The organism is Xenorhabdus sp. BG5 (assembly GCF_015163665.1).
In the GTDB taxonomy this organism is placed as follows: Bacteria; Pseudomonadota; Gammaproteobacteria; order Enterobacterales; family Enterobacteriaceae; genus Xenorhabdus.
This window is the reverse complement of the sequence record NZ_JADEUG010000003.1, coordinates 129,570-153,696: the sequence shown is the minus strand read 5'-3', so window position 1 is coordinate 153,696 and position 24,127 is coordinate 129,570. Positions and strand designations below refer to the sequence as shown.

Below are 24,127 nucleotides of genomic sequence, written 5' to 3'. Positions count from 1 at the left end.
GTCATAGATTATTTTATTTATTATGTATAAAATCAACCATAAAATTAATCCACCTTCATATAATTCTGATATCAATATAAGGAAAACTCCTCTAATGGAATTTGATTTTATAGATATTATTCATTATTTATAAAAAAATGAGATGTATTTTACTTATACCCGATAGGTTTTAAATTATAAAAAACACGCATTCTCCCCCAGAAATAGAGAAACATTCTATCACGGGAGGGAATAAATGCGACTAACAGAAGATGGAGGATTCTTGGATGGCATGTCGCAGTAGACATTCATCTACGGCAGAAGAAATAACTTTGGCAATCTCAGCAGATGTTTTCAATCCTCTGATTTGCATAAATAACTCACCCGCTTCATTATACTCTTTGCGTAAATACCCCAACCATTGTTTGATACGGGCAACATGATAAAGCCCCGTATCTCCTTGCTTTTCCAGATAAGTATATTTTTGCAGTAACTTGAGTACGCCGCTCCACGGCATTTTGGGTTCGTTATATTTAATGATACGACTCAAATTTGGCACATGCAGAGCACCACGGCCCACCATCACGGCATCACATCCTGTCGTTTTGATACACGCCTGAGCGCTTTGCCAATCCCAAATTTCACCGTTGGCAATAACAGGAATAGTAAGGCGACGCCGAATCTCACCTATCGCCTGCCAGTTAATATGCTCCGCTCTATACCCCTCTTCTTTGGTTCGTCCATGCACAACCAGCTCAGTTGCCCCCGCTTGCTGGACGGCATCCGCAATCTCAAACTGACGTGAAGCAGAATCCCATCCCAGACGTACTTTTACTGTTACCGGCAAATGAGCGGGCACGGCTTCACGCATGGCTTTAGCGCCTTGATAAATGAGTTCGGGATCTTTCAATAAGCTAGCACCGCCACCACTGCCATTGACCGCCTTTGACGGACAGCCACAGTTTAAATCGACACCCCATGATCCTAACTCAACTGCCCTCATCGCATTTTCTGCTAACCATTCTGGATATTGCCCAAGAAGCTGGAGCCTGACTGGAGTTCCCGATGGAGTACGGCTCTGATGATGCAGCTCAGGGCACAACCGGTAAAAGGATTTTACCGGCAGTAAGCTGTCAACCACACGCAGGAATTCAGTGATGCACAGGTCATAGTCATTGATTTCACTCAACAGTTCCCTAACCAAAGAATCCAAAACCCCTTCCATCGGAGCCAGCAAAACGCGCATTAAATTATTCTCCCACCACCGAAGCACGTGAGGTTTTGGTTGCCCGTTCTTTATTTACCCGATTTTGTTTGGAATGACCCTGTTTGCCATTTCGATGAGGGTTATTACCGCGAGGATGACTAGCGCGAGAATGACTATTTGAGTGATTACCACGGCTATTACGCCCATTTTGGATAGGCTCAGCCTTAATAGAAGGATCAGGCTCATAACCCGAAATGGCAATACGTGGAATTTCTCGCTTCAATAGGCGCTCAATATCTTTCAGGAGCTTGTGTTCATCGACACACACCAACGATATTGCCTGTCCAGTCGCTTCTGCACGCCCGGTACGGCCAATTCGATGCACATAATCTTCGGCAACATTTGGTAATTCGTAGTTGACGACATAGGGCAATTGGTCAATATCCAGTCCACGGGCAGCGATATCCGTTGCCACCAACGCGCGGATTTGCCCTGTCTTGAAATCAGACAGCGCACGGGTTCTTGCCCCCTGACTTTTGTTACCGTGGATCGCAGCCGCAGTCACACCATCTTTATTCAATTGTTCCGCCAGCCGGTTTGCACCATGTTTGGTACGCGTAAATACCAATACTTGTTGCCAGTTCTGGCTGCCGATCATGTAGGAGAGCAATTCACCCTTGCGCTTTTTGTCGACAAAATGGATGGATTGATCAATTTGCTCAGAGGCCGAGTTACGCCGTGCCACTTCTACGCTGACTGGCTCTTTCAGCAATTTATTGGCGAGGCTCTTAATTTCATCAGAGAATGTCGCAGAAAAGAGTAAGTTTTGGCGTTTTGCTGGCAGTTTGTTCAACACCCGACGAATATCGTGAATAAAGCCCATGTCCAACATGCGATCTGCTTCATCCAAAACCAGAATCTCAACACGTGAGAGATCGACCGCATTTTGGTGCTCCAAATCCAGCAAGCGCCCCGGCGTTGCGATCAGCATATCTACACCACCGCGCAGTTTCATCATCTGCGGATTAATGCTGACTCCGCCAAAGACAACAAACGAACGCAATCTGAGATATTTGCTGTAATTACGGACATTTTCCCCCACCTGAGCTGCCAGTTCTCGAGTCGGGGTTAAAATTAACGCCCTGACCGGACGACGACCTTTTGACTGAGCCGGGGATTCACTCAAACGTTGCAGGATAGGCAACGTAAATCCCGCTGTTTTTCCTGTCCCTGTCTGGGCACTGGCCAGGAGATCTTTACCGGATAACACAACAGGAATGGCCTGCTGCTGAATAGGGGTAGGTTCCACGTAGCCTTGTTCTTCAACGGCACGCAAAATATCGGCCTTCAGGCCGAGTGACTCAAAATTCATAAATAAGAAATACTCCAGACTTCACAATGCCTGATATCAATTCAGGACTACACAAACTGCGATGCACCCTACATAAATAGGGCGTGATTATAACAGATATGTCTTTTGGACGATTATTTTTTATGGGTGACTATTAAAAAGACAATTTGAGTTAACTTTACATCGTATTACTTTAGTTTTAAAGTTAATCATACGATTGATATATTTTTCAGCATTCCCGAAAACTCTTTGTCACAGGAAATATTTTGACATGGCAGCAAAGAAGGCCCAGACATTACGCGGCGAACAAGCCAAACAACAACTTTTGGAAGCAGCAATAGAAATTTTTGGCAAATCAGGTCTGGATGGTGCGACTACCCGCAACATTGCCCAACACGCACAGCAAAATATCGCAGCTATCGCATACTATTTCGGTTCCAAAGAAGGATTATACCTCGCCGTCGTACAACATATTGCCGATAAGTTAAAATCAGAGTTTGCCCCTCTTATTGAAGCCATTGATCATTTTTTTGCTAAGACAGCGAAACCCTATCCCAAAGGCCAAATATTAGCATTTATTCATCAGGGAATGGTTAGCTATAACCGCCTGATTTTCGAGAAAAGCAGTATCAATATTAGCCGGATCATGTCCCATGAACAATTGACGCCAACAGAGGCTTACAGCGTTATGCATGAGCAGGGGCTGGCCCCCATTTATTCTCGGTTGAATAAACTCATCGCCAATTATATCGGTGCCGATGAACGCCAAATTTCAACCCAAATTCATACCCATGCTCTATTGGGTGAGATCCTCTCTTTCCGACTGGCTAGGGAAGCCTTATTGCGCCAAACCGGATGGGATAATATTGGCACCAAAGAATACGAATTAATCAATCAGGTTTTATCTCAGCACATCAATTTATTGCTTGATGGGTTAAGAGAAAAATCAAAAAGGTATACCCAATAACGCTTAAGCAATGGCATAACCAACAAAGCCACCACTTGAAAGATAGCGGGTATAAATTGAACAAGGCATAAGGGATGGTATGAACAGTAAAAAGTTTGCTCTTACCCTATTGGCGCTCATTGTTGTTATCAGTGCCATTGTCGGTATCTACTATTATCAGGAACAAAATAGCAGGGTGATAACCCTGTATGGCAATGTTGATGTCAGGACTGTTAACCTCAGTTTTCGGGTTGCAGGTAAGCTGGCTAATTTACAGGTGGATGAAGGTGATGCCATTACTGTGGGCCAAATGATTGGTCGCCTTGATGATGCGCCCTTTATTAATGCCTTGAATCAAGCCAAAGCGACTCGTGATGTCGCCAAGGCAAATCTTGCCAAAGCTGAAGCGGGTTATCGCAGCGAAGAAATCGCCCAGGTGCGTGCTGAAGTCAAGCAAAAAAAGTCAGCATTCCATTTCGCCGATAGTTTCCTGAAACGCCAGCAAGGCTTATGGCAGAGCAAAACCATCTCAGCCAATGATCTGGAAAATGCCAGAACTGGACGCAATCAAGCGCTGGCAGCTTACCAGGCGGCAAAAGATAAATTGCGTCAGTTCGAGACGGGTTATCGCATAGAAGAAATTGCGGCGGCAAAAGCCCAGCTTATTCAAGCAGAAGCGACCGTGGCACAGGCTGAACTTAACCTAAAAGATACTCAACTCACTTCTCCCTCGGCAGGGATGATCCTGACCAGAGCCATTGAGCCAGGCACCATGCTGGCAGCCGGCAACACGGTTTTTACCCTGTCACTGACCAATCCCGTTTGGATCAGAGCATATATTGATGAGCCTAATCTCAATCAGGCTATCGCCGGACGGGAAGTCCTGATTTATACCGATGGGCGGAAAAACCAGCCTTATCATGGCAAAATCGGTTTTGTTTCTCCAACTGCCGAATTTACCCCAAAAAATGTCGAAACCCCTGACTTAAGAACAGATTTGGTTTATCGCCTGCGCATCATTGTCCTTGATCCCGATGAAGGGCTGAAACAAGGCATGCCTGTTACCTTGCGTTTTACTGAAACAAATTTTACTAAAACAGATAAGTAGGCGATAACATGACCAGTTCAGCTTATACGATAAAACTGAACGGCGTGGAGAAAACTTTTCCAGGATTAGAGATTCCTGCTGTATCTCATCTGCAAGCAGAAATTCAGGGCGGATCAGTGACGGGCCTTGTTGGTCCAGACGGTGCTGGAAAAACCACGTTGATAAGAATGTTGGCTGGATTATTGAAGCCTGATAGCGGCGATATTGAAATCATGGGGCTTGATCCTATCAAGGACAGTGTTCAAGTCCGTTCTGAACTCGGTTACATGCCGCAGAAATTTGGCTTGTATGAAGATTTAACTGTAATGGAAAATCTCACCTTATATGCCGATCTGCGGGGTGTACTTGGCGAAGAGCGCAAAACCACATTTCAAAAATTACTCACCTTCACGGACTTAACCCGTTTTACCGAACGGTTGGCGGGGAAATTGTCCGGTGGCATGAAACAAAAACTGGGGCTTGCTTGTACCTTATTGGGTAGCCCAAAGGTTTTGCTACTGGATGAGCCTGGCGTGGGCGTTGATCCCATTGCCCGTCGTGAATTATGGCAAATGGTTCATGAACTCGCTTCTGACGGCATGCTGATCCTGTGGAGCACCTCTTATCTGGATGAAGCCGAATTATGTCGTGATGTTTTGCTGATGAACCGAGGTGAGTTGCTCTATCGCGGCCAGCCACAAGACTTAACCCGAAATATTGCGGGACGATCTTTTTTGCTTGATGTCAAACAAGATGCACGGCGCAAAATGTTGCAACATGCCCTCACCTTGCCACAAGTGACTGATGGTGTGATTCAGGGAAAATATGTTCGCCTGATCTTAAAAAAAGAAGCGGATAAGAACGCATTATTCCAACAAATAGGGCTGCCTGAAGCCAGTCTTTTCGAGGCCGAACCCCGTTTCGAAGATGCATTTATCGATTTATTGGGTGGCGGCCCATCCCATCGTTCCGAATTAGCGGAAATAATGCCGCAAATCCCGCCAAACCCAACCGAAACCGTGATAGAGGCCCGTAGTCTGACTAAAAAATTTGGCGATTTTGCGGCGACTGACCATGTCGATTTTCAGGTGAAACGAGGGGAAATATTCGGCCTATTAGGGCCAAATGGCGCCGGAAAATCAACTACCTTCAAAATGATGTGTGGTTTAATGCTCCCCACTTCAGGCAAAGCCTTGGTTCTGGATATAGATTTAAAAACCAGTTCAGGTAAGGCCCGCCAACGCCTTGGCTATATGGCGCAAAAATTCTCACTTTATGGCAACCTGACTGTTGGACAAAATCTTAAATTTTTCTCCGGTGTTTACGGCCTGAAAGGTCGTCATCAACAAGAAAAGATGTCTGACATGATCCGTGCTTTCAATCTTGAGCCAATCTTACACCAAAAAACGGATAGCCTGCCGCTCGGATTTAAGCAACGACTTGCCCTTTCCTGCGCATTGATGCACGAACCTGATATTCTGTTTTTGGATGAACCCACTTCGGGCGTTGACCCGCTAACCCGCCGCGAATTTTGGCTACATATCAATGGCATGGTGGATAAAGGGGTAACCGTGATGGTCACAACTCACTTTATGGAAGAAGCAGAATATTGTGATCGTATCGGGCTGGTATTTCGAGGCAAATTGATCGCAGCCGGAACGCCCGATGAACTGAAACAACTGGTCGCTACGGATAACTTCCCTAACCCTTCCATGGAAGATGCTTTTATCGATCTCGTGTTGAACTACGATAAGGAGCCGCAATGAGTCATCCCGAACATACAACACCTCAGAAGGCCGTCAGTTTCTCATGGCGTCGATTGAAAGCGCTCTGCATCAAAGAGACTAAGCAGATTGTCCGTGATCCCAGCAGTGCTTTGATTGCCGTAGTTATCCCATTAATGTTGCTGTTTATTTTTGGTTACGGTATTAACCTGGATTCCAGCAAACTTCGCCTCGGTATTCTCATGGAGCAGCAGAGCAAAGACGCCCGTGAATTAGTGCATGTATTTACGGGATCACCCTATATTGATGCCACCCTCAGCGACAACCGCCAACTCTTAATCAAAAAAATGCAGGAAAACCAAATCCGCGGCATTATCGTCATTCCTGTCAATTTTGATACCCAGCTCGCCCGTGCAGGGAGCCATGCTCCGATTCAGGTGATTACCGATGGCAGTGAACCCAATACTGCCAATTTTGTGCAGGGTTATACTAAAGGCATCTGGCAAATTTGGTTACAGCAACGAGGACAAAATCTTGGGGTTTCAACGACGCCCTTGATTGATACACAAATCCGCTATTGGTTTAATCCCGCCGCCATTAGTCGGCACTTCCTTATTCCCGGAGCTGTTTCAATTATTATGACTGTGGTAGGCGCAATTCTTACCTCTCTGGTCGTTGCCCGTGAATGGGAACGCGGAACTATGGAAGCGCTACTTTCAACTCAGGTTACCCGCACCGAACTGTTACTTGCCAAATTATTGCCCTATCAGATGCTGGGATCTTTTGTCATGGTACTTTGTATGCTATTCACAGTGTTTGTGTTGGGGGTGCCCTATCGCGGCTCACTCTGGATACTAGCATTAGTCTCCAGCCTATATCTTGCTACCGCCTTGGGGATGGGGTTACTGATTTCTACCCTGACACGTAATCAGTTCAATGCGGCAATGATTTCTCTCAATGCGGCTTTTTTGCCTGCCATTATGTTGTCTGGTTTCGTTTTCGAGATAGACAGTATGCCTGCGCTTATTCAGGCTTCGACTTATGTCATACCTGCACGTTACTTTGTCAGCAGCCTACAGACGCTCTTTCTGGCCGGAAACATTGGCACTGTGTTGATGACAAACCTGCTCCTGTTGATTGCCAGTTCCATCGTCTTTATCGGCCTGACCGCGTGGAAAACGCGTCGGCATCTGGATTAAAAAGGAAAGAGCATGTTTTATCGTCTGTATACACTCATTATGAAAGAGTTGCAGTCTCTTCTGAGAGAGCCTCAAACACGGAACATTTTGATTTTGACCGTGATTATACAAATGATCCTGTTCCCGTGGGCAGCAACACTGGAAGTCAAAAATGCCACCATCGCCATTTATAATGAAGATAAGGGACAGGCATCGATTGAATTAACCCAACGACTGGCAAAATCAAAAGCATTTCCTGATGTTATTTTGCTAACCAGTTCGCAAGAGATCCGCCCTACTCTGGATAACCGCAAGGCATTATTATTAGTACGCTTTCCCCCAAATTTCAGTGCTAATCTCGCCAACCATAACCCGACATCAATTCAAGTTTTGTTGGATGGGCGTAATTCAAACAGTGCCCAAATTGCAGCCAACTATATCCAGCAAATTGTGATGGATTACCAAAAACAACTGTTGGGAAATGCCCCTAATTTCAATAATAGTGAGCTCATTGTACGTAACTGGTATAACGCCAATTTGGATTATAAATGGTTCGTTGTACCGTCGCTGGTTGCCATGATTACCACGATTGGTGTACTGATTGTCACAGCGTTGTCAGTCGCCCGTGAGCGGGAACAAGGAACGCTGGATCAATTACTGGTTTCTCCACTGGCGACCTGGCAAATTTTCCTTGGCAAGGCTATTCCAGCATTGGTTGTGGCGACGATGCAAGCAAGCATTGTTTTGCTGATTGGAACGCTGTTCTATCAAATTCCTTTCGCGGGTTCATTGCTGCTATTTTATAGCTGTATGTTGATTTATGGCTTATCCCTGGTGGGTTTCGGTTTGCTGATTTCTGCTGTCTGTTCCACCCAGCAACAAGCATTTATTGGTGTATTTGTGTTTATGATGCCCGCTATTCTGCTTTCTGGTTATATCTCTCCGGTCGAGAATATGCCCGTTTGGTTACAAAATATCACCTGGATTAATCCAATCCGGCACTTTACTGATATCACCAAGCAGATTTATTTGAAAGGCGCTGATTTATCCGTTATCTGGCCAAATTTATGGCCTTTATTGGTAATTACTGCCACAACCGGAGGGATCGCTTATCGGCTGTTTCGGAGTAAGATTGCTTGATAATAATCCAATCAAGAGTTCGGTTATATAGAAAAGAGAGCAGATGAACATTGATAGATTAAGCTCTCTTTCTCAATTTTCTCTTTTCAGGAAACATCTCATCTCTAATTATTTTAGCATGATCCCTCTACAGGAACGATCACCACCTCCATGGGAGGTGGTTTAAGAGTGATAATTCAATCTATCAGTGACTATCGGCGATCACCCAAAATACGCAACAACATTAAGAACAGGTTAATGAAGTCCAGATACAGCGTCAGTGCGCCAGTAATTGAGTACCTACGCAGGTTTTCTTTATCGTTAACATCCAATTGTTCACCCATTTCTTTCAGTTTTTGGGTATCGTATGCCGTCAAACCAGCAAAAATCACAACACCGATATAGGTGATTGCCCACATCAATGCCGGGCTTTTCAGCCAGATGTTTATCAAAGAAGCCAGAACGATGCCGATTAGCCCCATAAACAGGAAGCTACCCAGACCACTCAGGCTACGCTTAGTGGTATAACCATAAACGCTCAAGGCACCAAACATCCCCGCTGAAACAACAAATGTGCTGGCAATAGAGCTACTGGTATAAACCACAAAGATACTGGAAAGTGTCAGCCCCGTTAGCATGGAATACAGCATAAACAGCCCTGTCGCCAGTGCTCCACTCATTTTATGCACCAAACCAGACAGCACAAAGACTAACGCAAGCTGTGCAATGATTAAGCCATAGAAAACAATAGAGCTACTGAAAATGGCGTATAAAATTTCAGGGGTATTTGCCACATACCATGCAACAAATGCAGTTAATAGCAAGCCACAAGTCATCCAACCGTAGACTTGTGCCATGTATGTTTGTATACCAGAACCCGCTTTCTGGACAATCGAATCATTAGAACGTTGATATCGATCCATGATGATTACCTTTTCATGATAATGTTTAAGGATTAAGAATGTTTAAAAATAAACAATCTATTCAAAAGTTATACATTAGCATAGAACATTAATAAAACCATCCGCCAATTAATGGCAATTTCAGTGACATATTATTTATTTGTCCAGTTTTCGAGATAGTCCGCAGAACGATCTACCAAACGCTGTTTTACCAGCGATTTACCGCATCCCGGTCACTCTGTCTCGCCTCTACCCAACGCTCTCCCTCCACAAGTGATTCTTTTTTCCAGAATGGGGCTTTGGTTTTCAGATAATCCATGATGAATTCAGCCGCCATAAAAGCCATATCGCGGTGAGAGCTGGTGACACCAACAAATACAATCTCATCCCCTGGGTACAATTCGCCAATGCGATGAATAATGCAGGCTCGTTGCAAAGGCCAACGTTGGCGGGCTTCATCAACAATTTTCTGCAACATTTTTTCTGTCATGCCGGCATAATGCTCCAATGTCAGGGAGTTAACATTATCTCCCAAGTTATGGTTGCGAACTTTGCCGGTAAAAGTCACAACAGCGCCATCTTCATCACACTGCGAGAGCCATTGATATTCTTTCCCAACACTGAATGTCTCCTTTTGGACACTGATACGGGTATTTTCCATTTTTATCCCCCCGTAACAGGCGGGAAAAAAGCCACTTCATCCCCATCCTCCAAGGCATATTCAGCATGGACAAAAGATTGATTTACGGCAGACAACACCTTACCTTCTTCCAGTGCCAGCGCCCATCGTTCCCCCTTTTCAGTCAGTGCGTGACGAAGATGCGCTACAGTTAGGTAATCATTAGGTAGTTCAAGTGAATCCGTTCCCAACAATTCGCGGACTTGAGCAAAAAACAGCACCTTTATCATGACTCCACCTTAAAATTTCCTGATTTGCCACCACTTTTTTCCAACAAACGCACAGGCCCAATGACCATATCTTTTTGTACTGCTTTGCACATGTCATAAATGGTCAAAGCCGCTACAGATGCCGCCGTCAAAGCCTCCATTTCCACACCTGTTTTCCCCGCCAGGCGGCAACAGGATTCGATTCTAACCCGATTATGTTCCGTTTGTGCTTCCAGCCGGACTTCCACTTTATTAAGCAGCAAAGGATGGCAAAGCGGGATCAATTCCCATGTCCGTTTTGCTGCCTGAATGCCTGCAATACGGGCGGTCGCAAAAACATCCCCTTTGTGGTGATCACCCGCGATAATCATGGCCAAGGTTTCAGTCTGCATTTCAACAAAGGCTTCTGCCCGTGCTTCACGCACTGTTTCTGATTTGGCAGAAATATCCACCATATGAGCTTCACCCGATGTATTGATATGGGTTAATTGAGACATTCTTTGCTCCTGAAAATAAATCTTGCAACCAAGCTAGCCGCCAATAAAAGAAAGGTTCGGGGTGATCCCGCTGTCCCCTTGATGTAAAAAGTGAGTTTCACGCTTATGACGCAATCCACCTTGAATACGGAGTTTCAGAGTATCCAGTGATGCATCATCAGACAATAAATCACGCAATGGAATGCCCTGTTCTCCAAACAAGCATAAATGAAGATTGCCAATTGCGGATACTCTCAGGCGATTGCAGCTTTGGCAAAAATTTTTTTCATACGGCATGATAAGGCCAATTTCTCCCTGATAATCGGGATGATGAAAAACTTGAGCCGGACCATCACTACGCGCACGTTGCTGTTGTTGCCACCCTTGTTGTAACAGTTGGCGACGGAGCACGTCTCCAGAAAGATGATGACGATGAAAAATGTCACTGCCTTCTCCCGTTTCCATCAGTTCAATAAAACGCAACTGGATAGGACGATGTTTAATCCAATCAAGAAAGGCAGGCAAGTTGGTATCATTCACATTCTTCATCAATACGACATTGACTTTCACTGCGTTGAACCCCGCCTCAAAAGCCGCGTCAATGCCGCGCATAATCTGGAAAAATTTATCTTGTCCGGTAATAGCGTAAAATTGGCGGGGATCCAAACTATCAACACTCACATTAATCGCGGTCAGGCCAGCTGATTTCCATTGGGAGACATCCCGCTCCATACGGTAACCATTAGTTGTAACAGCAATTTTTTTTATTTTCGGATTTTCATGAACCGCTGCGATGATGTCGCAGAAATCACGGCGCATGGTGGGTTCTCCTCCTGTCAGGCGGATTTTTTCTGTGCCAAGTTCAGCAAATGCCCGGCTAATGCGACGAATTTCTGGCAAGGAAAGAAATGACTTATGGCCATGAGGCTGATATCCATCAGGCAGACAATAGGTGCAACGAAAGTTACACACATCGGTAATAGACAATCTTAAGTAATAGAACTTACGCGAGAATGCATCTACAAGTTGTTCCACAATAACACCTTCCAAGTACAGGAGATGCCGGCATTTCTACCTGGCATCCTGGTGACTCAGGAGCCACGGCCAGAGCATCATATCAATGTGATATCCCTTTGATAGAACAGCGACTTAGACACAGAGACCAGGAGTTAATATCAGTTAAATTTTATATGAACCTAAAATAAAAAGCTAATTCATGATCCAATATATATCTTATTATACAACGAGTTAACAAATCTCGATAACACCCGTTCCCTACGGTATTTACAGGCTGTCATTCCGTAATGATTGCATAAAATCACGTCAATTTCTGAAAGCATCATATTTTGTGATAAATTACATGCGTTTTATTAGAGCCCCTATATTTAGCCAGTAACAGGAATCCTATGCGAAATCGCACATTAGCTGATTTGGATCGCGTTGTCGCCCTTGGAGGCGGTCATGGACTTGGACGCGTTATGTCTTCCCTTTCTTCCCTTGGCGCACGCCTGACAGGCATTGTCACGACAACGGACAATGGGGGTTCAACCGGCAGAATACGACGTTCAGAAGGTGGAATTGCGTGGGGAGATATGCGCAATTGTCTCAATCAGTTAATCACGGAACCGACCATTGCTTCTGCCATGTTTGAATATCGGTTCAGTGGTAATGGCGAATTATCTGGCCACAATTTAGGCAACCTGATGTTGAAAGCCCTGGATCATTTAAGTGTTCGTCCGCTTGAGGCGATTAACTTGCTCCGCAATCTGCTGAAAGTCAATGCACAGTTGATTCCGATGTCAGAGCAGTCGGTTGATTTGATGGCTGTCGATGATCAAGGCAATACTGTGTATGGTGAAGTGAATATCGATCAACTGAATTGCGTACCACAGGAACTATTGCTTTACCCTCATGTCAATGCCACTAAAGAAGCACTGGATGCCATTGAGCAAGCAGATTTGATTTTGATCGGCCCTGGTAGCTTTTTCACCAGCCTGATGCCACTGTTGCTCTTGGAAGATTTAACCCAATCCTTACGGCGCAGTAATGCAAACATGATTTATATCGGTAACTTAGGAAAAGAACTCAGCCACGCTGCTGCCAATTTATCATTAAAAGATAAACTGGCAATCATGGAGAATAAGATTGGCCGTAAGATGATTAATGCGCTTATTGTCGGCCCACGTACTGATATCAGCCCTTTCAGTGACCGCGTTGTGACACAACAGGTCTTAGAAGCGCAGGATGTCCCTTACCGTCACGACCGTGAATTATTGCGCCAGGCAATTGAGCATACTCTGCAAAAATTGGGTTAGTATTTCAGTCCACTGACAAACTCTATTTAAAATAATGGGGTTTGTCTTTTTTATGATAAATATTGTTATCCAGTCTAGCCCACTCTTTTGCCGCATCTTCCCTAAATTTGACCGTATAAATCATCAATACTGCTCCAAATCCACATCAACTAGAGGCTGATTTTCACGCACCTGCACTATCTTGACTAATTCCCGATCATCCAAAGCATCCAACATTTTTTCATACAGTTCCGCGGGAACACAATAAAATGCAGGTTTATTTCTATTCAAATATAGCAACTGGAGAACCCTTTCCAGCACTGACAGTCGCCATATTCCATAAAAGACCAATTAACCAGTCACGATGGCTCACATAAAAACGAATATAAATTTTCAGGAATTAGTAATAAATTGCGTCCGCAATGCCTGAACCTGGTCACGAATATTGGCTGCTTGTTCAAATTCGAGATCCCGTGCATGTTGGTACATTTTCTCTTCCAGTTCACGGATTTTTCTCTCCAGCTCTTTCGCTGACAGGTTACGGTAATCATCTGTACCTAAAGTAACTTTATTTTTTCCTTTAGCCTTCCCTTTACCATTAACCGGCTGACCAATCTTCAGGATATCACCAATTTTTTTCTTTAAACCTTGCGGTACGATACCGTGTTCCTTGTTGAATGCCTGTTGCTTGGCTCGACGACGTTCTGTTTCTTCAATAGCTCTTGCCATCGAATTCGTTATTTTGTCACCATATAAAATGGCCTTACCATTCAGGTTACGTGCTGCACGGCCGATGGTTTGAATCAGGGAGCGTTCTGAACGAAGGAAACCTTCTTTATCTGCGTCCAAAATTGCCACCAGGGAAACTTCCGGCATATCCAGGCCCTCGCGCAGTAAGTTGATGCCAACCAAAACATCAAATTCACCAAGACGAAGATCACGGATAATTTCCACCCGTTCTACAGTATCAATGTCGGAATGGAGATAACGCACTCGCTCACCATGCTCTTCCAAATATTCAGTCAGGTCTTCCGCCATCCGTTTGGTTAAGGTGGTGACTAACACGCGCTCATTGTTTGCCGCTCGGATACGGATTTCAGACAGAAGATCATCTACCTGGGTTGCCACAGGACGAACCTCAACTTCCGGGTCAATCAGCCCCGTTGGACGCACAACTTGTTCAACAACTTCATGACCGGATTTTTCCAATTCATAATTGCCGGGAGTGGCTGAAACATAAATGGTCTGTGGTGCCAGCGCCTCAAACTCTTCAAACCGCAATGGACGGTTATCCAACGCTGATGGCAAACGGAAGCCATATTCCACCAATGTTTCCTTGCGGGAGCGATCCCCCCGATACATCCCGCCAATCTGTGGGATAGTAACGTGGGATTCATCCACCACCAGCAAGCCCTCTGCTGGCAGGTAGTCAAACAGCGTTGGGGGTGGTTCACCGGCAGAACGGCCGGACAGATAACGGGAGTAGTTTTCAATACCAGAGCAGTAGCCCAATTCATTCATCATTTCGAGATCGAATTGGGTTCGCTGGGTGACACGTTGTTCTTCTAATAATTTGTCTGACGCCAACAGGATCTTGCGCCGTTGTTCCAACTCAATCTTAATATCCTCCATCGCCTGGAGGAGACGTTCACGTGGCGTGACATAGTGGGTTTTGGGATAGATGGTATAACGTGGCACATGATATTCTACTTGTCCCGTCAGCGGATCAAACAGGGAAAGGCGTTCGACTTCATCATCAAACAATTCTACACGCAAAGCGCGTTCGTCCGATTCTGCGGGGAAAATATCAATGACTTCACCACGTACCCGAAATGTTCCGCGCTGAAATGCCTGATCATTGCGGGTATATTGCAGTTCTGCTAAACGACGCAAGATAGCGCGCTGGTCAATTAACATACCTTCGGTTAAATGCAGCATCATTTTCAAATAGCTATCAGGATCACCTAAACCGTAAATCGCGGAGACAGAAGCCACCACGACGACATCACGGCGTTCCAGCAAGGCTTTCGTTGCGGACAGACGCATCTGTTCGATATGTTCATTCACTGAGGCATCTTTTTCGATAAAGGTATCAGAACTGGGCACATAGGCTTCTGGTTGGTAATAATCGTAATAGGAAACGAAATATTCCACTGCATTTTCAGGGAAAAACGCTTTCATTTCGCTATAAAGCTGAGCTGCCAATGTCTTATTGGGGGCAAGGATCATGGTGGGTCGATTTAAGTTTGCGATAACATTGGCAATGGTGAAAGTTTTACCCGATCCAGTTACCCCCAGAAGTGTTTGATGGGCTAGCCCATCTTCCAGCCCTTCCTGTAACTGTCTGATGGCCGATGGCTGATCGCCTGCCGGCTTAAAATCAGAATGTAACTTAAATATTTTATTTGTTTCTTTGCTCATTTTCCCCACACCATCCATACACCGACAAAATTCTTTTTATCATACTGGATAAAAAACCAGCTTCAAGTAAGTTGGCAAAATAATGTTATTGCCCGGATGTTATTAATCTTATGGTATTAACCTTTATTTAACATCAAGGATGGACTATTTTTATCCCCAGCTAATGATCTGGCTTTTTTCTATTTTCGTATTAGCGACTGAAATGATAAAGCACTGAATAGCAAAGAGATGCAAAAAGGAATTGATTTTATTTAACATATTGATTTTGATTGTAAAAAAAACCAAGTAGAGAATAACAGCAAATCTGGCGCAAGCCGCGTATTGCCTTGCACGAGGATACTTTTCTAAAACTAACACACAAGGTTATCCACAGGAATAGTGGATAACTCAGCAAAACCTATTAAGCATGGGCAGTTGCAGAGTTATCCCCACTTATAAATTTTTTCAATAGTGGAATATTTTTATGCTGCTTTGAGATTGATTCACGCTATTTGTTGATCAAAAATGGCTCAATGGTTGTTGAAATAAAACATCTTCTACGTAAGAACATCGATTAAAAAACCACATTAAGCGTCAATGTTAACTAACCCACAGTAAACAATTAGTTAACCAAAGAATCAATAGTAATATATTTTCCTATGTGATTTTTATCACATGACTCATTCAAATGGGGAATAATTCCCAGCAAAGGTGCAGGGATCATACGCTCCAGTGTCTCCAAATAAGCAGCCTGACGTTTGCCAGCCGGCTCAATTTCATTGGCAACCCAGCCTGCCAGTTTTAGCCCCGCATACTGAATAGCCTTTGCGGTTAATGCCGCATGGTTGATACAGCCCAATTTGACACCGACTGTCAAAATTACCGGTAAATTCTCCTGAATCACCCAATCAGCAAACGTCGTATTTTCCGATAATGGCGTATACCATCCTCCTGCGCCCTCAATCAAAACCCAGTCAGATTTTTTTGTCAAAACGGCCAAGCCTGCCGATAAAACGGAAAAATCGATTGGCTGGTTAAGCTCCGCACTGACAATATGTGGCGATGTCGGTTCCACAAATACCAATGGATTCACTTCCTGGTAAGTCAGTGGCACCGTGCTATTACGCTGTAAGGCCAGTGCATCACCATTGCGTATTCCTTCAATCGTCATTTCACTGCCAGATGCCACGGGTTTATAACCAGCAGTCAAATATCCCTTCTTATTAGCCGCTTGCAATAAAGCACAACTCACCACTGTTTTACCTACTTCGGTATCGGTTCCTGTAAGAAAATATTTATTTGTCACAATAAATGACTCCAAAAGCAATTTGATAGCTTAATGGGTAATCCCCATTGTTCCGTGGATATGCTTCGGCAAGCGCAGTTAGACGTTTTCTCGTCATTAACCCCTGCTGGCGGCCATAATGCAGATGTGTTGCCCCAATCCCTTTTAGAGAATTCAGTAAGGGCAACAGTTGTGGGTAATGCTGGTCATATTGCCGGTTAATGACTTTATGTCGATAGGGTTGACATGCCTGGGTAATTGCTCGCAATGGCAGAAAATGATTAATATGTCGATAATCATCCACTCGCGCCCAAGCAACGGCCAATTCATTCAGTGAACCCTGTGCAAGCGTGGAAAATACGATCAGTCCACCAGGACGTGTAACACGATAAAATTCGCGCAATGCGCATGGCAAATTATTGCACCATTGTACCGCCAGATTACTGAAACAGAGATCAACGCTGTTATCCGCCAACCCCAAATGTTCGATATCCCCTTGCAAATAATAATCAGCAACGTGCTGCCCTTTTGCATGTCCCAACATACCGGAAGCCAAATCCAGTGCGAGCACTTGTTTCCCCAACTGTTTCCAACGAGCACTAAAAAAACCGGTTCCGCACCCCGCATCCAGCACTCGTCCACCAATCTCTTCCGCTTGTGCCAATCCCAACAAATACTCACCGGTTTGCTGTTGCAATTTAGCCACTGTGTCATATTTGGCAGCCGCACGTCCAAAAGCACCGGCAATCGCTTGCTTGTCAACGGATTTAACAACCAGATCCATGCAACGCCTCCAGTAATGCATCAATGTCGTGCTGTGTATGGTTTGCTGTCAATGTAATACGCAATCGCGCACTGTCAGAGGGAACTGTGGGGGGAAGTATCGCTTTAACCCACACTTTTTTTTGCTTAAGCGCATGAGACAGTGCGGTACAACGCTCGTTATCACCAACAATTAACGGCTGGATGGCTGTTTCTGAATTCATCAATGCAAAAGACAAATGCTGTGCTTCGCGGCGAAAGTAGCGAATGTTGTCTCGCAAATGCTGACGCAATTCATCCCCAGCCTTGACTTGCCGTATGGCTTCGGAAAGTGCCACCGCCTGCGCGGGAGGCATTGAGGTACTGTAAATCAGATGCCGGGCATATTGGAGCAAGTATTCTGCGGTTTGTTCATCACATAAAACGGCGGCGCCACTCAATCCAAATGCTTTGCCAAAGGTGACGATTAGAATCTCTGGTTTAACATTTTGCATCCAGCAACTGCCACGTCCTTCATCACCATGAATACCGATACCGTGAGCATCATCCACCATCAGCCAACTTGCTGTAGATTTGGCTTGCTGCGCAATAGCGTCAAGTGGTGCATAATCGCCATCCATGCTAAAAACACCTTCCGTGACTACCAGCGTTTTACCAAGACATGCTTTTGCCAAATGTTGCTGCAAAGACCCCATATCATTGTGCAGAAAACGCCGCAGTTGTGCGGGAGAGTGCGTTGCTGCTTCGAGCAACGACGCATGGCTCAGGCGATCGGCAATAATGCGATCTTCTCGTTCCATCAAAGCCGCAATCACGCCTTGATTAGCGGCATAGCCGGAAATGAAAAGCAAAGCACGAGAGTATCCCAACCACTCAGCCAATTGTTGTTCCAGAGTATGATGAGCAGCAGTGTAGCCCGTAACATGCCCTGAACCACCACTGCCCACACCATATTGCTGGGCACCTTGTTGCCAGGCAGCAATAATCTGTGGATGTTGGCTCAGCCCAAGATAATCGTTACTGGAAAAATTAAGATATTGTCCGTCCGAAGTGGATAATAAACGTCCATCAGATCCGTGATGGGCTTGCCTGTTGCGCCACAGCGGGGTGTCTTGACGTTCGGCCAAACGTCGGGAGAGAAAGTCTGACCAGCTCATCATATTGCCGCATTATAGAATTGTTCGTTATCAGCATTATGAATGATGGCTTCTGTCAAATTTTGCTGTTGCTGATTGTCACCAAATGCCGTCTTTGTCTGTTGAGGGTTGATACCCAAACGGCGGAACAGTTGCAGATCTTTATCTTCATCCGGGTTTGGTGTCGTCAGCAATTTACAGCCGTAGAAAATGGAGTTAGCCCCCGCCATAAAGCACATGGCTTGAGTTTGTTCATTCATCTGTTCACGTCCAGCGGATAAACGGACGTGAGATTTTGGCATCATGATCCGTGCCACAGCAATGGTACGAATAAAGTCAAAAGGATCGACATCTTCATTATTTTCCAGCGGCGTTCCTTTTACTTTTACCAGCATATTGATCGGTACACTTTCCGGTGGCTTAGGCAGGTTTGCTAATTGCACCAATAATGCTGCCCGATCACGAATCTGCTCTCCCAACCCAACGATACCACCAGAACAAACTTTGATGCCTGCATTTCGGACACTATCCAACGTGTCCAGTCTGTCCTGATAACTGCGAGTGGTGATGATATTGCCGTAAAATTCTGGCGAGGTGTCCAAGTTATGGTTGTAATAGTCCAGACCTGCCTCCGCCAAACGCTGTGCCTGAGAGTGGTTCAGCATTCCCAGCGTCATGCAGGTTTCCATCCCCAATGCTTTGACTTCCTTGACCATTTTCTCCAAATACGGCATATCACGTTCATGGGGGTTTTTCCAGGCAGCCCCCATGCAAAAACGGGTTGAGCCCGCATTTTTCGCTTTGTGCGCTGATTCAATGACTTTTTCCACTTCCATCAACCGCTCTTTTTCCAGGCCCGTTTTGTAGCGGGAACTTTGTGGACAGTATTTACAGTCCTCTGGACAAGCCCCTGTTTTTATCGAAAGCAGGGTACTGACCTGTACTTGTTGTGGGTCAAAATGTTCGCGGTGCACCTGCTGTGCCTGAAATAATAATTCAAAAAAAGGCTTATCAAACAACGCCTGTGTTTGTTTGATTGTCCATTGTTGACGCTCGCTCACAATAACATCTCCGATGTAAAAAATGTTGCCAGTTTAAATAACACCGTTATCATGTCAACCAAAATGAACCAAAAAAGGTTTACATCAAAGTTATTATGACTCCTTCAGATCTTGAATTTGACCAGCGCCATATTTGGCATCCGTATACCTCAATGACAAATCCACTTCCCACCTACCCTGTCGTATCAGCCACAGGTGTAGAGCTGGTTTTATCAAACGGTCGCACGTTGATTGATGGTATGTCTTCATGGTGGGCGGCTATCCACGGTTATAATCATCCTGTTCTCAATGAAGCCACAAAATCACAAATCGATAAGATGTCCCATGTTATGTTTGGCGGCATAACCCATCCTCCTGCGGTTGCACTGTGCAGGCAATTGGTGGCGATGACACCAGATGCTTTGGAGTGTGTTTTTTTGGCGGATTCAGGCTCTGTCGCCGTCGAGGTCGCCCTGAAAATGGCATTGCAATATTGGCAGGCCAAAGAGAAAAAACGCCATCGTTTCCTGACCTTGCGTCATGGTTATCATGGCGACACTTTCGGGGCTATGTCTGTCTGCGATCCAGACAACTCCATGCATAACCTGTACAAAGGCTATCTCCCCAATCATCTGTTTGCCGATGCTCCGCAATGCCAGTTTGGTGATGAATGGCAAGCGGAAGATATCGATTCTTTGAAACAATTATTGTTGCAATATCATGATGAAATAGCCGCTGTGGTTTTAGAACCTATTGTTCAGGGTGCTGGCGGTATGCGAATTTATCATCCTGAATATCTGCGCCAGGTTCGTCAGCTTTGTGATGAATATCAGATCTTGCTAATTGCAGATGAGATTGCTACCGGATTTGGGCGAACTGGCAAGTTATTCGCCTGTGAACATGCGCAGATCGAACCGGATATAGTGTGCTTAGGTAAGGCATTGACGGGGGGATATATGACATTGTCTGCAACGCTGACTACCCGCCATGTTGCTGAAACAATCAGTCAAGGTGAAGCGGGCTGTTTTATGCATGGCCCCACTTTTATGGGCAATCCTCTGGCCTGTGCCGTCGCCAGTGCCAGCCTGAAATTGCTCGCTGATAGCCCGTGGCAACAACGTATTCAAGCAATTGAAACTCAATTAAAAGCAGAACTATTTCCCCTCAAATCACATAGTTTAGTCAAAGATGTTCGGGTTTTGGGCGCGATAGGTGTGGTTGAAATGAAACAGCCCGTAAATGTCGCTTCATTGCAACGCCATTTTGTCCAGCATGGGGTATGGATCAGGCCATTTGGTCGGTTGATTTACCTGATGCCACCTTATATTATTCAAACAGAACAACTATCAAGACTGACAAAGGCAATTACTGGTGCAATAAATTAAATAAGAATTATTCAGTCATATACCAATCCAACTTCAAGATGTGTGTTATATCTCCCCGCGAAGCGGGGAGATATAAGGCCTCGCCTCGTCTTGTGGATTGCAACTTGAAGTTTGTTGAGTATATATCTCATTATGTGACTGGAATAAAATGCATCCCCAAACGACAATCACTGACAAATATTAATGACCAAAATAGAGGTTATTGCGTCACTTAAAAATAATTTATTTGGTATATTCATGACGTAACCACACTCATTTAAATAAAAAGGAAAATATCATGAATACAGAAAATTTAATCACACCTTCCAATGAAGAAATGCAGGATGTATTTGAACTATCTAAAAACAGGTATGAACAAGAAATTTTACATTATGAAAACCTGGCAAAAGAAAAGCCTGAATTAGCTCATCTGTTTGCAGAAAATGTCAAACCAGATTCCTTAACCAGCCCTGCCCTGCAACAAACAGAATTTATCAGTGGGCATTTTAACATTAACACATATCATCAATATGGCAGTTATCCCTTTATCCAGGTATCTTCTTACCCTGCCATTATTGGACATCAACCCAATATAGGTAAAAAAACCAATTTCAATGGCTATATTCAGGGAGGATATAACACACCACTACTGAATTTTAATAATATTCACCTTGGCGGCGTCGTAAAATATCCTTATTCCATTATCAACGCGCCATTAAATATTCAACTTTATATTTACCCAAGAAATATTATATTACGTCTTTTAAAAGGAAATGTTTATTTGGGAGATTTATATTCTGTACAACAGAACCATATATTAATCACACATCCTATTGTTTTATCTGGTATCGGATCTTTTAATTTGATCCAACAATAAATTGCATTAATTTTTTATCTTAAGTGGCGTATTCTCCAGTCACATAGCAAGCTATGTGACTGGGAAGCCCAAGGTTACAGTGCCAATACCGTCACCCACATCGGGCCTTTGCCAACCGGATAACGCGCCAGTTGCGTTAATTCCCCCGAATATTCGTCAATACGTGATACAGAAATATGATCCGATTTCTGTCCTGATGCAATCAGGAAACGACCACTGTGATCGATGGCAAATCCACGAGGCTGGGTTTCTGTCGGATAATGACCGGCTAATGTCAAGTGATAACCCTCTTCTGAAACGCGAAAATGGCTGATCAGGCTTTCTGAACGTTCACTGGTATAAAGATGTCGGCCATCCGGTGTGATATGAATATCTGCCGACCACCGAACGTTGGAAAAATCTGTCGGCAGCGAATCAACTGATTGCACGATACGGTATTTTTCCCATTGACGCAGAACATCAACGGTTGAATCCAATTCATTAATGCAGTAAATCGCCCGTTTTTCCGGATGGAATGCCATATGACGTGGGCCTGCGCCTGCTGCTGTCGTCATTTCATCTGTCCGGCTTTCTGTCAAATAACCCTGCTCATCCAAGTTGAAAATACGAATATGATCTTCTTTCAGACAGGGAACCAGCAGTTGACGATTTTCCCGATCAATATTGGCAGAGTGTGGCGCTTGCAGACCTTCTACAATTTGATTTGGTGCTTTAACGATCCCATTTTTATCAATAGGATGAACACTTAAGTTATTAAAGCTGTAAGATGCAGAAAATAAAAAACGCCCTGTTCTGTCAGTAGATATATGCGTTGGGCTACCCGGCAATGGTGCAATAGCCAGTTGTTCAAGACGTCCATCTGCCCCAATTGCATAGGTGACGATACTAAATTGCGGACGAATTCCTACATATAAGTGTTTGCCATTAGGATTAACAACCATTGGCTGTACTTCACCGGGCACATTTACAGTCTGGAGAAGCACAAGTTCCCCTGCTACATTCAGCGACCACACGTGAATTTGTTGGCTATTTGGGCTGGCTGTATAAACCACCTGTTTCATGTTCTCTCCTTAATACTTCATTACCATTTCATTGATCTGTAACGATTCTTGAAAGATTTTGCCTGCTAAACTGTCCATTTTCAAATTGCAGCTTGCAATCCCCACGACGCATCTTGAAAGGCAATTGGTATATGACGGTTTAACTATATTCAACTAACGTATAATATTTTGTTTATATCATGGACAACTTAGAGGACAACTCATGTCGTATCGCGTTATTGCGCTGGATCTCGATGGAACACTGCTCGATCCACAAAAACGTATCCTGCCCGAATCACTGGCAGCCCTAAATGAAGCCCGCCAGTCAGGTATCAAAGTTTTGATTGTCACTGGACGCCATCATGTCGCCATCCATCCTTTCTATCAAGCATTGCAACTCGATACGCCTGCCATCTGCTGCAATGGGGCTTATTCCTATGATTATCATGCAAAGAAAATATTGGCCTCTAATCCGCTCTCCGCTCAAGAAGCCTCTCAAGCACTTTCCTATCTGCAAGGCACAGAAATTGAGCATTTGATGTATGTTGATGATGCCATTTTATATCAATTTCCTCACACAGTAGTCCGAACCCTTGCATGGTCGGATTCTTTGCCTGAACATCAACGCCCTAATATCCAGCAAACGGAGAATTTTCACGATGCAATCCACAATGTGAGTGCTATTTGGAAGTTCGCTACCAGCTCATCCAATTTAGTGAAACTGCGTGAGATAAGTGAACAAATTGAAGAAAATGTTGGCCTTGAGTGTGAATGGTCATGGTTTGATCAGGTCGATATCGCCAAGAAAGGCAATAGTAAAGGCATGCGGTTACAGCAATGGGTGGAATCGCAAGGCATGGGTATGAAAGATGTGATTGCTTTTGGTGATAATTATAACGATCTCAGTATGCTGGAGAACGTTGGGTTGGGTGTCGCTATGGGTAATGGCGTTGATGCCGTCAAAGAACGGGCAGATATTGTCACACGGGATAATACCCAACCTAGCATTGCTGAAGTTCTGAGAAAATACGTACTGTAATTCAACGGGAGCAAATCAGTCCACTGCTCTGCT

The 24,127-nt window shown here is 44.5% G+C and carries 22 protein-coding genes, 1 pseudogene and 1 riboswitch; of the genes and pseudogenes, 9 read left to right on the top strand and 14 right to left on the bottom strand.

What is annotated here, in order from left to right; all coding sequences use genetic code 11:
- Positions 1-241: 241 nt before the first annotated feature.
- Entirely contained in the window at positions 242-1,225 is a 984-nt protein-coding gene (gene dusC / locus IQ209_RS03595; protein WP_193849058.1) for a tRNA dihydrouridine(16) synthase DusC, read from the bottom strand.
- Positions 1,226-1,229: 4 nt separating this feature from the next.
- Complete coding sequence (rhlE, locus tag IQ209_RS03590) at positions 1,230-2,558, bottom strand: ATP-dependent RNA helicase RhlE (RefSeq protein WP_193849056.1); 1,329 nt, start codon at positions 2,556-2,558, stop codon at positions 1,230-1,232.
- 250 nt (positions 2,559-2,808) lie between these two features.
- Here rhlE and cecR point away from each other — a divergent pair, with 250 nt between their 5' ends.
- The 5 genes from cecR to IQ209_RS03565 all read left to right on the top strand — a co-directional run bounded on the left by cecR (position 2,809) and on the right by IQ209_RS03565 (position 8,612).
- Positions 2,809-3,504 carry a transcriptional regulator CecR gene (gene cecR / locus IQ209_RS03585; protein ID WP_193849054.1) on the top strand — a complete coding sequence of 232 codons (696 nt, stop codon included), beginning with the start codon at positions 2,809-2,811 and terminating at the stop codon, positions 3,502-3,504.
- Between the two features lie 79 nt (positions 3,505-3,583).
- Positions 3,584-4,591: a secretion protein HlyD gene (gene hlyD, locus IQ209_RS03580; protein WP_193849052.1), complete on the top strand. Its 1,008-nt coding sequence runs from the start codon at positions 3,584-3,586 to the stop codon at positions 4,589-4,591.
- 8 nt (positions 4,592-4,599) lie between these two features.
- Entirely contained in the window at positions 4,600-6,336 is a 1,737-nt protein-coding gene (locus tag IQ209_RS03575) for an ATP-binding cassette domain-containing protein (RefSeq protein WP_193849050.1), read from the top strand.
- A complete protein-coding gene (locus tag IQ209_RS03570; RefSeq protein WP_193849048.1) occupies positions 6,333-7,493 on the top strand; it encodes an ABC transporter permease in 1,161 nt (386 codons plus the stop codon). Before IQ209_RS03575 ends, IQ209_RS03570 begins: the two co-directional genes overlap by 4 nt.
- A 12-nt stretch (positions 7,494-7,505) precedes the next feature.
- Positions 7,506-8,612, top strand: a complete 1,107-nt coding sequence (locus IQ209_RS03565; RefSeq protein WP_193849046.1) for an ABC transporter permease — start codon at positions 7,506-7,508, stop codon at positions 8,610-8,612.
- A 191-nt stretch (positions 8,613-8,803) separates the two neighbouring features.
- Here the strand turns inward: IQ209_RS03565 and IQ209_RS03560 are convergent, their stop codons facing one another.
- The 5 genes from IQ209_RS03560 to moaA all read right to left on the bottom strand — a co-directional run bounded on the left by IQ209_RS03560 (position 8,804) and on the right by moaA (position 11,892).
- Positions 8,804-9,514, bottom strand: coding sequence for a Bax inhibitor-1/YccA family protein (locus IQ209_RS03560; protein ID WP_193849044.1), 711 nt, complete (start codon positions 9,512-9,514; stop codon positions 8,804-8,806).
- A gap of 187 nt (positions 9,515-9,701) precedes the next feature.
- Positions 9,702-10,154: a molybdopterin synthase catalytic subunit MoaE gene (moaE, locus tag IQ209_RS03555; protein ID WP_193849042.1), complete on the bottom strand. Its 453-nt coding sequence runs from the start codon at positions 10,152-10,154 to the stop codon at positions 9,702-9,704.
- 2 nt (positions 10,155-10,156) lie between these two features.
- Entirely contained in the window at positions 10,157-10,402 is a 246-nt protein-coding gene (gene moaD / locus IQ209_RS03550) for a molybdopterin synthase sulfur carrier subunit (RefSeq protein WP_193849040.1), read from the bottom strand.
- A complete protein-coding gene (gene moaC, locus IQ209_RS03545) occupies positions 10,399-10,878 on the bottom strand; it encodes a cyclic pyranopterin monophosphate synthase MoaC (protein WP_193849038.1) in 480 nt (159 codons plus the stop codon). The genes moaD and moaC overlap by 4 nt, the downstream gene beginning before the upstream one ends.
- Positions 10,879-10,911: 33 nt before the next feature.
- Positions 10,912-11,892 (bottom strand): GTP 3',8-cyclase MoaA, encoded by a 981-nt coding sequence (moaA, locus tag IQ209_RS03540; protein WP_193849036.1) that lies wholly within the window; start codon positions 11,890-11,892, stop codon positions 10,912-10,914.
- Positions 11,882-12,038: riboswitch (molybdenum cofactor riboswitch) on the bottom strand. It overlaps the preceding gene by 11 nt.
- Before the next feature lie 225 nt (positions 12,039-12,263).
- Here moaA and yvcK point away from each other — a divergent pair.
- Positions 12,264-13,172, top strand: a complete 909-nt coding sequence (gene yvcK, locus IQ209_RS03535; protein WP_189758145.1) for a uridine diphosphate-N-acetylglucosamine-binding protein YvcK — start codon at positions 12,264-12,266, stop codon at positions 13,170-13,172.
- A 123-nt stretch (positions 13,173-13,295) separates the two neighbouring features.
- Here yvcK and IQ209_RS03530 read toward each other — a convergent pair.
- From IQ209_RS03530 to bioB, 6 genes and pseudogenes are all read right to left on the bottom strand, one after another.
- Positions 13,296-13,485 (bottom strand): annotated as a pseudogene (locus IQ209_RS03530) (antitoxin).
- A gap of 59 nt (positions 13,486-13,544) precedes the next feature.
- Positions 13,545-15,572 carry an excinuclease ABC subunit UvrB gene (gene uvrB / locus IQ209_RS03525; protein WP_193849035.1) on the bottom strand — a complete coding sequence of 676 codons (2,028 nt, stop codon included), beginning with the start codon at positions 15,570-15,572 and terminating at the stop codon, positions 13,545-13,547.
- 601 nt (positions 15,573-16,173) lie between these two features.
- Complete coding sequence (gene bioD / locus IQ209_RS03520; protein WP_193849032.1) at positions 16,174-16,857, bottom strand: dethiobiotin synthase; 684 nt, start codon at positions 16,855-16,857, stop codon at positions 16,174-16,176.
- Entirely contained in the window at positions 16,847-17,620 is a 774-nt protein-coding gene (bioC, locus tag IQ209_RS03515) for a malonyl-ACP O-methyltransferase BioC (RefSeq protein WP_193849030.1), read from the bottom strand. The genes bioD and bioC overlap by 11 nt, the downstream gene beginning before the upstream one ends.
- A complete protein-coding gene (gene bioF, locus IQ209_RS03510) occupies positions 17,604-18,755 on the bottom strand; it encodes an 8-amino-7-oxononanoate synthase (protein WP_193849028.1) in 1,152 nt (383 codons plus the stop codon). The genes bioC and bioF overlap by 17 nt, the downstream gene beginning before the upstream one ends.
- Positions 18,755-19,795: a biotin synthase BioB gene (gene bioB, locus IQ209_RS03505; protein WP_193849027.1), complete on the bottom strand. Its 1,041-nt coding sequence runs from the start codon at positions 19,793-19,795 to the stop codon at positions 18,755-18,757. The genes bioF and bioB overlap by 1 nt, the downstream gene beginning before the upstream one ends.
- Positions 19,796-19,890: 95 nt before the next feature.
- Here bioB and bioA point away from each other — a divergent pair, with 95 nt between their 5' ends.
- Positions 19,891-21,159: an adenosylmethionine--8-amino-7-oxononanoate transaminase gene (gene bioA / locus IQ209_RS03500; protein ID WP_193849025.1), complete on the top strand. Its 1,269-nt coding sequence runs from the start codon at positions 19,891-19,893 to the stop codon at positions 21,157-21,159.
- A 277-nt stretch (positions 21,160-21,436) separates the two neighbouring features.
- A complete protein-coding gene (locus tag IQ209_RS03495) occupies positions 21,437-22,015 on the top strand; it encodes a hypothetical protein (protein ID WP_193849023.1) in 579 nt (192 codons plus the stop codon).
- Positions 22,016-22,089: 74 nt separating this feature from the next.
- Here IQ209_RS03495 and pgl read toward each other — a convergent pair whose 3' ends face one another.
- Positions 22,090-23,076, bottom strand: a complete 987-nt coding sequence (gene pgl, locus IQ209_RS03490; RefSeq protein ID WP_193849021.1) for a 6-phosphogluconolactonase — start codon at positions 23,074-23,076, stop codon at positions 22,090-22,092.
- A 202-nt stretch (positions 23,077-23,278) separates the two neighbouring features.
- Here pgl and IQ209_RS03485 point away from each other — a divergent pair, with 202 nt between their 5' ends.
- Positions 23,279-24,094, top strand: coding sequence for a pyridoxal phosphatase (locus IQ209_RS03485; RefSeq protein ID WP_193849019.1), 816 nt, complete (start codon positions 23,279-23,281; stop codon positions 24,092-24,094).
- The last annotated feature ends 33 nt before the right edge of the window (positions 24,095-24,127 follow it).